We start from the raw sequence: 14313 nt of genomic DNA on the forward strand, positions 1-14313 counted from the left end.
CCGCCGCGGTGCGACCGGCTATCATGTGAATTCAAACGGTAGATGGAACGAATCAATCACATGGCTTCCCCACAGGAAAACGTCAGCATGGCGGTGTTCTGCGACTTCGAGAACGTCGCGCTCGGCGTGCGCGACGCGAAGATCGACCGCTTCGATATCCAGCCCGTGCTGGAGCGGCTCTTGCTCAAGGGCAGCATCGTCGTGAAGAAGGCCTATTGCGACTGGGAGCGCTACAAGGGCTTCAAGGCCGCGATGCACGAAGCGAGCTTCGAGCTGATCGAAATTCCCCACGTGCGCCAGTCGGGCAAGAATTCGGCCGATATCCGCCTCGTCGTGGACGCGCTCGATCTCTGCTATACGAAGTCGCACGTGGACACCTTCGTGATCGTGAGCGGCGACTCCGACTTTTCGCCGCTCGTCTCGAAGCTGCGCGAAAACGCCAAGAAGGTGATCGGCGTGGGTGTGAAGCACTCCACCTCCGACCTGCTCGTCGCCAATTGCGACGAATTCATCTTCTATGACGATCTGGTGCGCGAACTCGTACGCGACCAGCAGGCGCACGGCAAGGGCAAGAACAAGGACGGCGGCGGCGCGAAACGCCAGGGCGCCGAGGAACGCCAGCCGAAGCAGGACGGCGACGAGCGCAAGTCGAAGGCCGTTGCCTTCGCGATCGAAACGCTCGACGCGCTCGTGCTGGAGCGTGGCGAAAGCGGCAAGATCTGGGCCTCGGTGCTCAAGAGCGCCATCAAGCGCCGCCGGCCCGACTTCAACGAAACGCGCTACGGCTTTCGCGCATTCGGCAACCTGCTCGAGGAGGCGCAGTCGCGCGGCCTGCTCGAAGTGGGCCGCGACGACAAGTCGGGTACGTGGGTGTCGCGGCTGAACCCGCCCCCGCTCGCGGCTGCCGCCGCCAGCGTGTCGGCGCCTGAGAACACGGCAGCGCGTGCCGAGGAGCCGCGCGGCAGACGCAAGGGCCGTCGCAACGGCCGTGGAGGCGGCGCGGCGGACGTGCGGGAAGCCGCCGCCGAGAAGCCGGTCGAGACGCAAAGCGAAATTCCGTTCGAACCGGTCGAGGCGCTCGTACACGCAGCGCATCGGCACGAAGCCGTGCCGCCCTTCTCTGCCGCTGAGCCGTTCGACGCGAACGAGCGCTCCCACGTGCCGCAAGAGGCCTACGAGGCGCCTGCGGCGGCCGAGCCGGCTGCCGATGCCGAGCCCGCCGCGCCCGCCCCCGCGCGAGCGCGCAAGACGCCGGCCCGCAAGAGCCCTGCGCGCAAGAAAGCCTCGAAGGCGGCGGCCGAAACGCCGGCCAGCGCCGGGGAGGAACCATCGAGCGCCGCTGCAGCGCCGGCCGGGTCCGCTGCAAAGAAAGCGCCGTCGCGTGCGCGGCGCGCGCGCAGCAAGGCCGCGGTGGAAGAAAGCTGAAAATCGCGGCACGCGCGCCGCTCGCGGTGCACGCAATGGGCGGCGCGCGGCGCATCGGTCAATCGCCGAACGGATTGGCGGGGCGCTTGCCCTTCGCTGGCGGCGTTTCATCATTCGCGGGCGTGGTATCGCCGAAAGGATCCTGGTTGCCCGACGGCCCCGCCTCTCCAAACGGGTTCGCGGCCTGCGCAGGCTTCGATCCGCCAAACGGATTCTCTGCGGCGGCGCGCCTCGCGCCCCCGAACGGATCGTGCGCGTCGGCCGCCTGGCCGGCATCGTCCTCCACGGCTTCATCCTGTGCCTGCGCGAGGTTGTACTCGGCCCGCACCTGCTCCAGCACACGCGCCACCGCGGCTTCGAAGCCAGCCGCGTTATGAAAGTGCTGCATCGTCCAGTTACAGCCGCTGCGGTCGGGCTCCTGTCGCTGCGGGCGCGGCACGCCGATCTTCACGCCGTCGTCGACGACCTCCTGCAGCTTGTGGATGCGCCGGTGCACTTCCTCCTGCAGCCGCGAAGCATTGAGCGTCTTGCGCAACATTGCGAACCTCCTTACCTGTACGCGCCACGTCGCGCGAGTCTAGCGTAATGGCTCGCTCGCGTCGCTACGCGGCCGGCGCATTCATGTGGGCCAGCGCGTCGCGCATTGCATCGCTCGGTACCACGAGTTGCCCCGTAAACGGCGTATCGAGATCGGCGATCACATAGACCGCCGACGAAATCGACACCGCACCAAGCAGGATCAGCACGATCGCCAGCGCGTTATGCGGCGCGACGAGCCCGAAGCTCAGGAAGATCAGAATCAGCCAGAGCGCGAGCATCGTGAAGAACGGCCGGCTTTCCAGTTCGTCGTCGCCGGCGCCCGGATCATGCGGATAATAGTTGCCCGGAGGCGGCTTTTCCTGCGTCCACGTCGAGGCGATGGCGCTTGCCGTATAGGCGCGCAGCAGGGTGCGCGCCGCGGCCGTGTCGGGGCCGTAATCGCGCAGGCGTTGATCGAGCTGGATCAGGTCGGCGGCATACGTGCGCATGTCGTTGGTCGCCGTATCGAAGCCCGATTTCGCGGACGCGGTGAGCAGGCTCAGCACGAGCGCCGCAAAGGTCACCAGCATGCCGATCACGAGCTGCACGAGCTGCACGGTTTCATGTTTGCGATGCTCCTCGGGCAATAACGGCCGCAACAGCACGCCAAGGCCCGTGCCCCCGAGCAGCAGCGCGAACACGAGCAACGCCGACTGGAATTCGGTCATGGCGACGGCCTGCGCTCTACTTCGGCGGCGGCGTCCATCTGCGCGGCGGGGTCGGTGTGCGCCGCTACGGACGCTGTGGGGGCTGCGTGTGCTGCGAGCTTTGCGTCGGCGTCGGCTTCGGCCCCGCCGGGACTCAAGGCGTCGATGCGCGTATGAATCGCCTTCGCCTGCGCCTCGCCCGGCACGAGATCCGGATGCGCCCGCGGCACCGCGAGCTTCCACGCGGCGTCCAGCTCGCGCCGGATCGAATCGTAGATTTCCTTCGAAATCGAGCGGTCCTCGTACATGGCCTGCACGCGTTCGCGTCCTTCACGCAGCGCGTAGAGCAGCAGCATGCGCCGCTCGAGCACGTCCGAAGCATGGCCGAAGCAACGGCGGACATCCGCGAGCCCATGCTCGGCTGTCGCGATGCGCGCCTTGAGTATCGTCTTGAGCAGCGCCGCGAGACGCTCGCCTAGCAGAGGCGTCAGGCTGCGGTCGTTGAAGACGATCAACTGGTGCAGCACCACCCGGCGACACATCAGGAGTTCGAAGCGATCGGCGAGCGCGTCGCCGTACGGCTGCCGCACGCGCAGCCAGCGATAAAGCCATCGCGCGACGCGCATCTCGAGCGTATCCGCCAGTATTTTTGCGGCCGCGCGCTGATAACCGAGGCGCCCGCCCACGCGCGCCTCTTCGATCATGGCGTCGGTGTTGCGCATCATGGCGTCGAGATTGCGGATCGTAATGATGCCGCTGCCATACTGAGGAATGAGGTCGCGCTCCTTCGCCGCGAGGGTGACGAGGCCGATGACGAGACGCTCGCGGTCGGAGAGCGCCGCTTCGAAATCGAATGCCGTCGCGCTGATGTCGACGCTGCGCCGGAACGTATGGCAGGCCTGATCGGCGATCGCATCGGAAATGTGAAAGGTGCGCGCCGCCATATGCACGCGCTCGGATACGCCGATCGACGAAAGCTGCACCGCCTTTTGCTGCAGCGCCTGCTCCTGGGGCGAAAGCAGATCGAGGCGCAACCGCCGGATCAGCAGCTTGAGCGACGTGCCGTTCACGATCAGGCTCACGAGCACGAAGCCCGTCGCGAGAATCGCGACGAAGCGGCGCGTGGAATCGGGCAGCGCCGTGTCCTGCGCGAGGCCGAGCGCGAGCACGAGCGTCACCGCGCCGCGCAGCCCACCCCATGCGATCACGAGCTTATAGGCAGCGCTCACGGGCTCGGTGAGCCGCAGTCGGCTCAGCAGCGGCAGCATGCCGAACACCACGACGACCCGCGCCGCGAACGCCGCCGCCACCACGACGGCGAGCGCGACGAGATCGATCCACCGTGCGTTGCGCAATGTGGCCGGAATCTGCATGGCCGCGAGCAGAAAGATCGCCGCGCCCGCCATGGCCGCGATCTGCTCCCAGATCAGTTGCAGATGCTTCCAGTTCACAGGCGACAGGCGCGTGCTCCCCAGCCCGCTGATGACGAGACCGGCCGCGACCACGGCCACCACGCCCGAGACGTGCAACGTCTGGTCGGCGAGGAGATAGAGCGGATACGGCAGCGCGAAACTCAGCGATATCTCGGCTTTGCCCTCGCCGCCCAGCGCCGGCAGGAGCCACGCGAACGCGCGCCCGGCCAGCGCCCCGACGAGCAAACCGCCGCCGAGCGCGATACCGAGCGCGCGCAGCGCAGCGGTTGCCGAGACATGGGCGGCGTCGCCCGTGATCGCGGCGATCAGCACACCGGCAATGGCAATGGCCGCCGCGTCGTTGAGCAGGCTCTCGCCCTCCACGAGGCGCACGAGCCGCTCGGGCGCGCCCACTTCGCGGAACACGGCGAGCACGGCGGAAGGGTCGGTCGTCGCGATCATCGCGCCGAGCAGGAGGCCGTCGGCGAGCGGACCGAGGCCCGTGAGCCGGATCGCGCCGCCCACCACGCCGGTCGTCACGAACACGGCCACCACGGCAAGCAGCAGAATGGGCGCCGCGTCGCCGAGCATTTCGCGCACATTCACGCTGAGCGCCGCCTGGAATAACAGCGGCGGCAGGAAGATCCACAGATAAGCCTCGGGCGGCAGCCGAGGCGCAAGCGCGGGCATCACGAAGTTCGCGGCCAGCGTGGGCCAGGCCTCGCCGCTCACGAGATAGATGCCGCCCAGCGTGAAACCCCACGCGGCGAGCAAGACCGATTCGGAAATCGACCAGCGCAGGCTCACCGCCTGCACGAGCGCAATGCTCGCCAGCAGAAAGCCGCTCAGCAGAAGGACGTGGATGACCATGGCGTGCAACCGTCACGGCGCCGGCAGCCACACCACCGTCAACGACCTCACCCCTTGTGCTCCCTGGATCAGCACACCTTCGATATCGGCCGTCGCGGACGGCCCTGTGACGAGCGCCGCGTAGCGCGCGTTGCGAAAATCGTCGCGCCGGTACGCGTCCTGCAGCCCCGCCACCAGCTGTGCGGGATCGAGCAGCACCACGAGATGCTGCACGATATAACCGAGTGCGTTCACCACGTACTCGCGCTCGCTCAGCCATAGCGATCCCGTTTCCGCCACGCCGAAGCGCGCGCGCACCACGCCCACGTCGACGTCTTCGAGCGAAGCCGGCTTCGTGGCGGCACCGATCTCGCGCGTGCCCTGCACCTCCGGCGTGGCCGATGCGATACGCGCCTCGCCGCCAAACCGGCGCAAGATCATCGCGCGCACATCGGCCGCGCTTTGCACCTGCGTCTCGCTGCCGCCCATCAGCTTGAGCGCAGCGCCAAAGCGCTCGCGCAGATCGCCCGCGGGCGCTTCGAACAGCGGCACCTCGGGCAACGGTTCGTGCGCGGGTTGCGCGGCGCGCACGCGCGCGAGAAACGCCTCACGATCCGCCATCGCCTGCTCCCCTGCGGTTTTTCCGGTACCAGGCATGAAACGTGGTTTGCGGCACGTGCGGCAGATCGCGCTGCTTGCCCCAGATATTGAGCGGGTTGTAGAGCATGAAATTGGGCAAGCGCCGCAGCGCGCCCTCGAGCGATTTCACCGTGCCGCGGTAAAGCGTCGGACTGCCGAGCAACCGGCCCGCCATCTTCAGCACCTCCTGCTTCACGAACGGCACTTCGTGCTGTGCCGCGATGACCTGCCGCCACTGGTAGATCTGCTCGTGAATATTGATCTTCACAGGGCACACGTTCGTGCAGCTGCCGTTGAGCGTGGAAGCGAACGGCAGCGCGCTGAAGCGTTTGAGGTCGAAGGTCGGATTGATGATCGCGCCGATCGGCCCCGCATAGGTGCTGCCGTACGAGAGACCGCCGCTGCGCCGGTACACGGGACAGGTATTCATGCACGCGCCGCAGCGAATGCATTTGAGCGAATACCAGAACTCGGGCATGGCGAGCCGCTCGGACCGGCCGTTGTCGACGAGCACGAAATGCATTTCCGCCCCGGGCCGCGGCGCGCGGAAATGCGAGGTGTATTGCGTGATCGGCGAGCCAAGCGCGCTGCGCGAGAGCATGCGCACGAATACGCCGAGATCGGAAAGGCGAGGTATCAGCTTCTCGATGCCCATCGAGACGATGTGCAGGGGCGGCACGTTGGCGGACAGGTCCGCGTTGCCCTCGTTGGTGCACACGACCACCGTGCCAGTTTCGGCCACCGCGAAATTGCAGCCGGTCATGCCCGCCGTTTTCTCGCGCACGAACCACGGCCGCGTATTCATGCGCTGGCTTTCCGCGAGATAGTGAATGTCGTTGTTGTGGGGGTCCGTGCCGATCGTGCGGCCGAACACTTCGGCCACGTCGTCGCGCAGCTTGTGCACGGCGGGCACGACGATATGGCTGGGCGGTTGCTTGTCGAGCTGCTGGATGCGCTCGCCGAGATCGGTCTCCATCACCGAAATGCCGCGCGACTCGAGGTACGGGCGCATTTCGCACTCGTCGGTGAGCATCGACTTGCTCTTCACGAGCGCCGTCATGCCGCGCTCGCTCAGGATGCGATACACGATTTCGTTGTGCTCCTCGGCCGTGTCCGCGAAATGGACCTGCACGCCATTGGCTTGCGCGGTGCGCGTGAAATGGTCGAGGTAATCGGCGAGATGCGAAAGCGTATGCGCCTTGATTTGCGAAGCGAGCGTGCGCAGCATTTCCCACTCGGGAATGGCGTGCGCTTGCGCGTCGCGCTTCGAGCGCAAGTCCCACAGACGCTTGTCGTGGAAGGCTACGTGTTCCGGCCGCGAGAGAAACGTGCCGGCGAGCTTCGCATGTTCGACTCGCTTCATTCGCGCGCTCCGTTGAGCACCTGGGCAATATGGATGAAGCGGATGTCCGCGCTCATGCGCTCGGCGCAGCCCTGCTGGTGCATGAGGCAGGACATGTCGGCAGACACGATGTATTGCGCGCCGGCGCTCACGTGGTCGACCACCTTGTCCTGCCCCATACGCACCGACACCGCCTCTTCGGTCACGGCGAACGTGCCGCCAAAACCGCAGCATTCGTCCGGGCGCGCCGGCTGCACGAACTCGATGCCCTTCACGTGTTCGAGCAGCGCGAGCGGCTTCGAGAATGCCGGACCCGCGATTTCCGAAACCGAAGCTTCCTTCAAATGGCGCAGCGCACTGCAGCTATTGTGCAAACCCACGCGCCAGGGAAATTCGGCCCAGGGGAATTCGCGCGCGCCCAGGACGTCATGCAGGAACTCGACAAGTTCATAGGTGCTCTCGCGCACCTTGCGGACGGCCTCGGTCTGCTCGATTGCGGTGAAGTGGTCACGCACGTGATTCACGCAGCTCGCCGAAGGCCCGACGATATAGTCGTAGCCCGCGAAGGCGCGCGCAAACACTCGCTCCGCGCCGGCTGCCTCGGCCTGCGCGCCGCTGTTGGCCATGGGCTGGCCGCAGCAGGTTTGTTCGAGCGGATAGTCGACCTCGCAGCCGAAACGCTCCAGCAGTTCCAGTGTAGCGATTGCCACCTCGGGGTAGAACGCATCGATGAAACACGGGACGAACAAGGCAACTTTCATGCGCGGGCTCACACGAAAAGCGGACCCGAACATTCTACTGCCGAACGGCGGGGGCGTCGCGCGAAGCGTGTACGCGCCGCGGGTTGCCGCGGCGCATCATGCTGCGCCGCGGCCTTGCGCCTAAAAGTTGTGGCGAATGCACCAGGAACGCTGCATCAGCGTGTTCGAAATGCGCCGTTCGCGCCGCCTCGTGATCTCGTTCTTCGCCACCCTGAGCAATGACGACTACGGCTTTTACTGGTACTTCTCATTGTTAATCGAAATGGAATGATGAAACCCGGCGGCGCGCAATGATCGCCGCCGCGGTTTCGTCCATGATCGAGCCCGTTCTCACCACTCACGAAAGGGATTCCGATCATGAACGCATCCACGAACTCGCGCGGCGTCGCCATCGTCACGGGCGCCTCGCGCGGCATCGGCGCCACCATTGCCGAACGCCTCGCGCGCGACGGTTACGCCGTCGTCGTCAACTACGCTTCGCGCAGCGCAGAAGCCGAGGCGCTTGTTGCGAAGATCGCGGCGGGCGGCGGGCGCGCCATCGCCGTGCAAGCGAACATCGCGAAGGCCGACGACGTGCGCCGCCTCTTCGAAACCACCGCCGCAACGCTGGGCCAGCCCACTCTGCTCGTGAACAACGCGGGCATCATGAAGACCGTCACGGTTGCTGATTCGACCGACGCGATCTACGACGAAACCTTCGACACCAACGTGCGCGGCACGCTCAACACGCTGCGCGAAGCGGCGACGAAGCTCGCGGATGGCGGGCGCGTGATCAACCTCTCGACCTCCGTGCTCGCGATGAATCTGCCCGGCTACGCGCTCTATGCCGCGAGCAAGGCTGCCGTGGAGACGATCACGCGCGTGTTCGCACGCGAGCTGCGCGGACGCTCCATCTGCGTGAACGCGGTTGCGCCGGGGCCGGTGGCGACAGAGTTGTTCCTCAGCGGCAAGACCGAGGAGCAGATCCAGCATTTCGCGAACATGCCGCCGCTGCAGCGCCTCGGGCAACCCGACGACATTGCGAGTGTCGTGTCGTTCCTCGCGGGCCCGGACGGCGGCTGGGTCAACGGCCAGGTGCTGCGCGCGAACGGCGGGATCGTCTGACACGCCGCCCGGCGCGGGTTCGCGACTGGACTCCGGGCAGGACGTGGTCTGAAGGCAAGCAGCCGTGGCGTGAAACCGCCGGTCCCGGCCGGTGCTACACTCCGTGCTCGAAATCGGTAGAAAGACAGAACCGGCGGCATGGCGCGCCGGTTCACGCCGGCTCATATTGCGCCCTCAACCACTCCAGACCATGTATCTGTCCATCCTCGCCGTCGGCATTGGCGGCGCGCTCGGCTCGCTGCTGCGCTGGGTTCTCGGGCTACGCCTGAATGCCCTCTACCCTGAGCTGCCGCTCGGCACGCTCGCGTCGAACATCATCGCCGGTTATGTGATCGGCGTTGCGCTCGCCTACTTCGGGCGCATGCCCCAGCTCTCCGCCGAGTGGCGCCTGTTCGTCATTACCGGGCTCATGGGCGGCCTCTCCACATTCTCGACCTTCTCGGCCGAAGTCGTTTCGCATCTGCAGCACGGGCGATTCGGCTGGGCCGCGGGCGAAATCGCCATTCACGTGTGCGCCTCGGTCGTCATGACGATTCTTGGCATCGCAACGGTCTCCGCACTGATACGCTGATCTGCAACGAAAACGGCCGCGTTCGCCATTCGCGAAACGCGGCCGCATGGGTGAAGCGACGCGCAGATCAGGCAGGACGCTGATAACCGCCCAGCAACCCGTTCTTCGAAAACACCCACTGCCAGAGCTGGATGTCGCGCGCACGGAACGCTCCGGCACACGAAAGCAGGTAGTAACGCCACATGCGGTAGAACCGCTCGCCCATCTGCGCCTTGAAACGCGGCCACGCGGCCTCGAAATTCGCGTGCCACGCCATGAGCGTGCGGTCGTAGTCGGCGCCGAAGTTATGCAGGTCTTCGGCCACGAACAGGCCGCCCGAAGCGTCGGCGATCTGGCCGATGGTCGGCAGCTCGCCGTTCGGGAAAATGTATTTGTCGATCCACGGATCGGGCGTGGTGTCGCGGCGGTTCTTGCCAATGGTGTGCAATACGAACAGACCATCGTCGGCAAGACAGCGATGCGCGACTTCCATATAGGTGCGATAGTTCTTCGGGCCCACGTGCTCGAACATGCCCACGCTCGCAATGCGGTCGAACTTCTCGTCGAGCAACCGGTAGTCCTGCAGGCGGAATTCGATGGGCAGATCCTTGCAGCGTTCGGCGCCGAGCGCGGCCTGCTCCTTCGAGATCGTCACACCCACGCACGACACGCCATAGTGCTCGGCCGCGAACTTCATGAGGCTGCCCCACCCGCACCCGATGTCGAGCAGGCGCATGCCGGGCTTCAGGCCCAGCTTGCGGCAGATGAGATCGAGCTTGGCGTCCTGCGCCTCGTCGAGCGTCTTCGCGCCGCCCGACCAGTAGCCGCAGGTATAGGCCATGTTCTTGTCGAGCATCGCCTCGTAGAACTCGTTGCCGATATCGTAGTGCTGCTGGCCCACCTTCCATGCCCGGCGCACGGTCTGGCGATTCATGAGGCGCGCCTTGAGCGCGTAGAAGACGAGACGGGAGGGATCGATCTGGTCATCCAGATGCGCGCGCAACACATGTGCGAAGAATTCGTCGAGCTGCTCGCAGTCCCACTGGCCGTCCATGTAGGCCTCGCCGAGGCCGAGATTGCCTAGCGCCAGCACGCGCTCGGGCACCTGCGGATCGTGGATGCGTATGTCCCACGGCCGGGTGCCGTTGAACTTCACGTCAGCACGCGCCAATAACTGGGCTGCAAACCGCCAGGCCCCCGAAACGGTGGCCTCACGAACGGGTTGAACTGCTTCGAGATCAGTCGTTGCCATACGTGCTCCATGCGGCTGGAGCGGGTCCTTGGTACCTTGCTCCGATGCCATTCAAGAGGTTGCTATCAAGACATTCGTCGTCGCGCGCGCCGCGAGAGACTCTATGATGCACCTACTTCAAAAAACGTGCAGGAACACGCACAGGCCATACGGGGCGGGCCATAATCGCAAACTCGACGACGACACCCACCGCCTTGGCGCGAGCAAAACGGCGCGCCCGAACTGGAGAGACTGACCGTGGCCTACGACGACAAGAACATCTTCGCGCGCATCCTGCGCGGCGAAGCACCCTGCATCAAGGTGTACGAGGACGGCGCGACGCTCGCAATCATGGACGTCATGCCGCAAGCCGAAGGCCACCTGCTCGTGCTGCCCAAGGAGGGCGCCGAGTTCATCTATGACCTTTCGCTGGAAGCCGGCGCCGCCGCGATGGCGACGGTGCAGAAGATGGCAGTCGCCATGCGCAAGGCGCTTGCGCCCGAAGGCCTGTTGATCGCGCAGTTCAACGGTGCCGCCGCCGGACAGACCGTGCCGCACGTGCACTTTCATCTGATTCCGCGTCGCGCGGGCGAACAACTGCGCCCGCATGCGCGTGAAATGGCCGACATGGCGCAGCTCGAAGCGCTGGCCGCGCGCATTCGCGCCGAGATGTAAGCACTATGTATGAAAGACGTTGGCTATTCTTAAATTTTAAATGCCGTCGAATTGCACGAATTCCTCGAGCGGGACGCGCGCCGAGCGCCACTGAATGACGGCGAGGTCTGTCGGCGCTCGCCGCATGCGGCCTCGCCGGCGTCAGAACTTGTGACGGATCCCCACCACGACGAGCGCCTGATTGTCGGCGCCCGAACTCACGCCGAAGTCGCCGATCGATGCCTGCGCAACGACACTCGAACCCTTCGCGTCGAGCGAGTGGCCGCTCGCCTTCTGGTAGCCGGCGAGCGCGTAGAGATCAGTGCGTTTGGAGAGCGAGTAGCCGCTGCCGAGGTTCACCTGGTTGTAGTGGGCCGACGAAGGGCCGGTGAGCGACGTGTAGTTGTAGCCCGCGCCCACGCGCAGCGCCGGCGTGATCTGATAGTTCAGGAACGCCGAGCCGCTATTGAATTTCGCGGTTTGGTGGAAGGTCGAGTACGCGTCGTTTGCGTATTGCGTGTTCGAGTAAGCCAGCCCGAAGCTCAATGCGCCCACCGAATAGCTGCCGCCCGCGCGCACGATCTGGATGGAACTCGCGCTCGCGAAACCCTGATTGATGACGGTGTTGAAGAGGCTGTCCGAAGTACTCGTCCAGGTGCGCACGCCGGACGTGAGCGTGCTGCCGCCGTTGGCGAAGAAATAGCCGGCCGCGAGCGAGAGCGGCCCGTTCGAGTATGCGGCGCCGAAGCTGTATGTCTGTCCGCTGCCGGTGGCGCCGGCTACGCCGCCAAAGCCGTACAACGCTTCGAACTGCAGCCCCGCGATGAGCGGGCTCGCGTACTTGACCGAGTTGCTCACGCGCAGGCTGTTGTCGTAGTTATCGAGGTCGCCCGGCGTGCCGAACACGCCGCCGAACGGACCGTCTGCGGTGAGCGGCTGCACGAGATCGACTAGCGGATCGTACTGACGGCCGAGCGTGAGCGTGCCCCACGTCGTGCTGGCGAGACCGACGATGGCCTTGCGCCCGAATTCGCGGCTGCCCTGCCCGAGCGCGCCGGTGCCCACGCTGAAGCCGTTTTCGAGCTGGAAGATGGCGGCCAGACCGTTGCCGAGATCCTCGATGCCGCGCAGCCCCCAGCGGCTGCCCGAGAGATTGCCGCTGCTGAGCTTGACGAGCGTGGACTGGTTCTGGCCGTTTGCACTCTGGGCGTTGTGCACGTAGGCGATGCCCGCGTCGACGATGCCGTACAGCGTGACGCTGCTTTGCGCGTGAGCGTTTGTGGCGATCGTGGCGCCCGATGTGGCGAAGGCGAGCGCGAGTGCGGCAGTTAGCGGGCCGCGTGTGAGAGAGGCGTTTTTGTTGTTCATGCGGGGCGTTCCGTTGCGGGTGGTGGTTGTCGCTGCGCGGTCCTTGCGAGACGGCTGCAAGGCCGGTGCGGCAACGTTACGGAATGCCCGGCAAACGGGGAACGAACGATTTCTGCGTTGCTTAGGGGGTGCGGCGGACTTTGCAAAGCGCAGATCGTGCCGGGTTCTGCTTGAGCGCTTTCCTACCGCGCGCGGACTCTGCTATAATTCGCGTCCCGCCGGAGAGATGGATGAGCGGTTTAAGTCGCACGCCTGGAAAGCGTGTATAGGTTAACAGCCTATCGGGGGTTCGAATCCCCCTCTCTCCGCCAGAAGATGGTGGAAAACCCCGTAAAATCAATGATTTACGGGGTTTTTTGTTTTCCGACTCACAATTCAACTATCAAACGCCGTTAATCATCCGATTGACTTTAGTCTGATTGGTGTCAAACCACTCGGCAATCTTCGCATCTGTCGTTCCTTCCGCACGCATCTTGCGCATGGTCGGAGCGTCATTAGGGGTGATGTCGGCGTTAGCTAGTTGTGCGATCTCACTCGTAAATTCCGCAACTTTTTGATGCATGGATTGGATATTAACCATCGCATCCATCATCTCCTGAGGCTTGAGATTCGGGTTGGTTGCTAAGTCACGGATGGCCTGCTCCTTGGCCGTTTCGAAACTCTCTTTAGCCTGTCGATATCGGGCAGCAGTAGACGCTGAGAGTGGCGCGGCAGACTTGGCCTCGTCTCGCGCAACTTCGGTAGATTCTGGGACTAAGGTTATTTTAGGCATGATGGAAGGATCGTGAATGAATTGACGATTCATTCATTGTACACGAGCGGGAGATTTCCACCCTTGATCTGGTTGGGCCGTGGCATTTGCTCCCCGCCCCGCTACGATCCTCCCGTTCGATAACTGGAGCTTCGGCCAGCCAAGCCCCGGCGTGACTGATGAGGGAAGTTTCCGAGCGGTAATCAACCGTCCGATTTCTTACCACCAGCCGTTCGGTGTTTGCAATGGTAAAAAAGTCCTTGTAAACACATTGATTTCCTGGCATCCTGGCTACCACGTTTAATTACCGGGGTTGCCGATGGCCCGCACGTTCCTGTATGCCCGAGTCTCAACGGCGGAGCAAACTACCGAGAACCAATTGCTGGAAGCACGCAGCGCTGGATTTGCAGTCCTGCCACGCCATACGATCGAGGAAACCGTCTCGGGCAGCGTTCCCGCTGCAGAACGTCCCGGATTTTCGAAGCTATTGGATCGACTGGATGAGGGGGACAAGCTTGTCGTCACCAAGTTGGACCGGCTGGGTCGCAATACAACCGACGTGCTCACGACCATCGAGCGATTAGCAGGTCTCGGCATCTGCGTGCACTGTCTGGCGCTCAAGGGAGTCGATCTAACCAGTGCGTCGGGAAAGCTCCACATGACCGTGCTGGCGGCAGTGTCACAGTTCGAGCGAGACCTGCTAATCGAGCGTACACACGCTGGACTCGCTCGAGCTAAAGCAGGCGGGAAGAAGCTCGGACGCAAAGACGCGCTAAGTGCGGTGCAAAAGGCGGAAATTCGGGAAAAGCTAGCGAAGGGAGCAACAGCGCGCGGTCTGGCAAAGGAATATGCCGTCTCGCACCCGACAGTTCTGAAAGCTGCGCACATCGACTAGGCATGTCAGCATGCTCTGCCTCATCAGATCGACTCAAATTGACGTTCGATTCGAAAACCGGAACCCAGTGATCACATTGAGCCGCATTGTCGATTTCGCAGACATG

14 protein-coding genes, 1 tRNA gene and 1 pseudogene are annotated in these 14313 nt (G+C 64.3%); 7 read left to right on the forward strand and 9 right to left on the reverse strand.

Annotated elements, in window-relative coordinates; genetic code table 11:
- Positions 1-60 precede the first annotated feature (60 nt).
- Positions 61-1425, forward strand: coding sequence for an NYN domain-containing protein (locus tag C7411_RS34485; RefSeq protein WP_110388615.1), 1365 nt, complete (start codon positions 61-63; stop codon positions 1423-1425).
- Positions 1426-1729: 304 nt separating this feature from the next.
- On the opposite strand, the pseudogene C7411_RS34490 reads toward C7411_RS34485, so the two are convergent.
- The 6 genes and pseudogenes from C7411_RS34490 to C7411_RS34515 all read right to left on the reverse strand — a co-directional run.
- Positions 1730-1963 (reverse strand): annotated as a pseudogene (locus C7411_RS34490) (hypothetical protein); the annotation flags it as partial.
- A gap of 64 nt (positions 1964-2027) precedes the next feature.
- Positions 2028-2672, reverse strand: coding sequence for a bestrophin-like domain (locus C7411_RS34495; RefSeq protein ID WP_110388616.1), 645 nt, complete (start codon positions 2670-2672; stop codon positions 2028-2030).
- Positions 2669-4933 (reverse strand): cation:proton antiporter, encoded by a 2265-nt coding sequence (locus tag C7411_RS34500; protein ID WP_110388617.1) that lies wholly within the window; start codon positions 4931-4933, stop codon positions 2669-2671. Before C7411_RS34500 ends, C7411_RS34495 begins: the two co-directional genes overlap by 4 nt.
- Before the next feature lie 12 nt (positions 4934-4945).
- On the reverse strand, positions 4946-5533 hold the full coding sequence (locus C7411_RS34505; RefSeq protein ID WP_110388618.1) for a LutC/YkgG family protein: 588 nt from the start codon (positions 5531-5533) through the stop codon (positions 4946-4948).
- Positions 5520-6914: a lactate utilization protein B gene (locus C7411_RS34510; RefSeq protein WP_110388619.1), complete on the reverse strand. Its 1395-nt coding sequence runs from the start codon at positions 6912-6914 to the stop codon at positions 5520-5522. The genes C7411_RS34505 and C7411_RS34510 overlap by 14 nt, the downstream gene beginning before the upstream one ends.
- Positions 6911-7654, reverse strand: a complete 744-nt coding sequence (locus C7411_RS34515; RefSeq protein WP_110388620.1) for a (Fe-S)-binding protein — start codon at positions 7652-7654, stop codon at positions 6911-6913. The genes C7411_RS34510 and C7411_RS34515 overlap by 4 nt, the downstream gene beginning before the upstream one ends.
- Before the next feature lie 136 nt (positions 7655-7790).
- Between C7411_RS34515 and C7411_RS38505 the strand changes: the two genes are divergently transcribed.
- The 3 genes from C7411_RS38505 to crcB all read left to right on the forward strand — a co-directional run bounded on the left by C7411_RS38505 (position 7791) and on the right by crcB (position 9329).
- Positions 7791-7925, forward strand: a complete 135-nt coding sequence (locus tag C7411_RS38505; RefSeq protein ID WP_243413444.1) for a copper amine oxidase — start codon at positions 7791-7793, stop codon at positions 7923-7925.
- 86 nt (positions 7926-8011) lie between these two features.
- Complete coding sequence (locus tag C7411_RS34525) at positions 8012-8758, forward strand: SDR family oxidoreductase (RefSeq protein WP_110388621.1); 747 nt, start codon at positions 8012-8014, stop codon at positions 8756-8758.
- Between the two features lie 190 nt (positions 8759-8948).
- Positions 8949-9329 carry a fluoride efflux transporter CrcB gene (gene crcB, locus C7411_RS34530; protein ID WP_110388622.1) on the forward strand — a complete coding sequence of 127 codons (381 nt, stop codon included), beginning with the start codon at positions 8949-8951 and terminating at the stop codon, positions 9327-9329.
- A gap of 67 nt (positions 9330-9396) precedes the next feature.
- Here crcB and cfa read toward each other — a convergent pair whose 3' ends face one another.
- Positions 9397-10560, reverse strand: coding sequence for a cyclopropane fatty acyl phospholipid synthase (gene cfa, locus C7411_RS34535; RefSeq protein ID WP_181431411.1), 1164 nt, complete (start codon positions 10558-10560; stop codon positions 9397-9399).
- 237 nt (positions 10561-10797) lie between these two features.
- Between cfa and C7411_RS34540 the strand changes: the two genes are divergently transcribed.
- Complete coding sequence (locus tag C7411_RS34540) at positions 10798-11214, forward strand: HIT family protein (protein WP_110388624.1); 417 nt, start codon at positions 10798-10800, stop codon at positions 11212-11214.
- A gap of 141 nt (positions 11215-11355) precedes the next feature.
- Here C7411_RS34540 and C7411_RS34545 read toward each other — a convergent pair whose 3' ends face one another.
- A complete protein-coding gene (locus C7411_RS34545; RefSeq protein WP_110388625.1) occupies positions 11356-12561 on the reverse strand; it encodes a porin in 1206 nt (401 codons plus the stop codon).
- Positions 12562-12781: 220 nt separating this feature from the next.
- Here C7411_RS34545 and C7411_RS34550 point away from each other — a divergent pair.
- Positions 12782-12872 (forward strand) — tRNA-Ser (locus tag C7411_RS34550).
- A gap of 71 nt (positions 12873-12943) precedes the next feature.
- Here C7411_RS34550 and C7411_RS34555 read toward each other — a convergent pair.
- Complete coding sequence (locus C7411_RS34555) at positions 12944-13366, reverse strand: hypothetical protein (RefSeq protein WP_133253752.1); 423 nt, start codon at positions 13364-13366, stop codon at positions 12944-12946.
- A gap of 265 nt (positions 13367-13631) precedes the next feature.
- Between C7411_RS34555 and C7411_RS34560 the strand changes: the two genes are divergently transcribed.
- On the forward strand, positions 13632-14207 hold the full coding sequence (locus C7411_RS34560) for a recombinase family protein (protein ID WP_110388627.1): 576 nt from the start codon (positions 13632-13634) through the stop codon (positions 14205-14207).
- Positions 14208-14313: the final 106 nt, after the last annotated feature.

Source organism: Paraburkholderia silvatlantica, from assembly GCF_003096715.1.
GTDB classification, from domain to species: Bacteria; Pseudomonadota; Gammaproteobacteria; order Burkholderiales; family Burkholderiaceae; genus Paraburkholderia; species Paraburkholderia silvatlantica.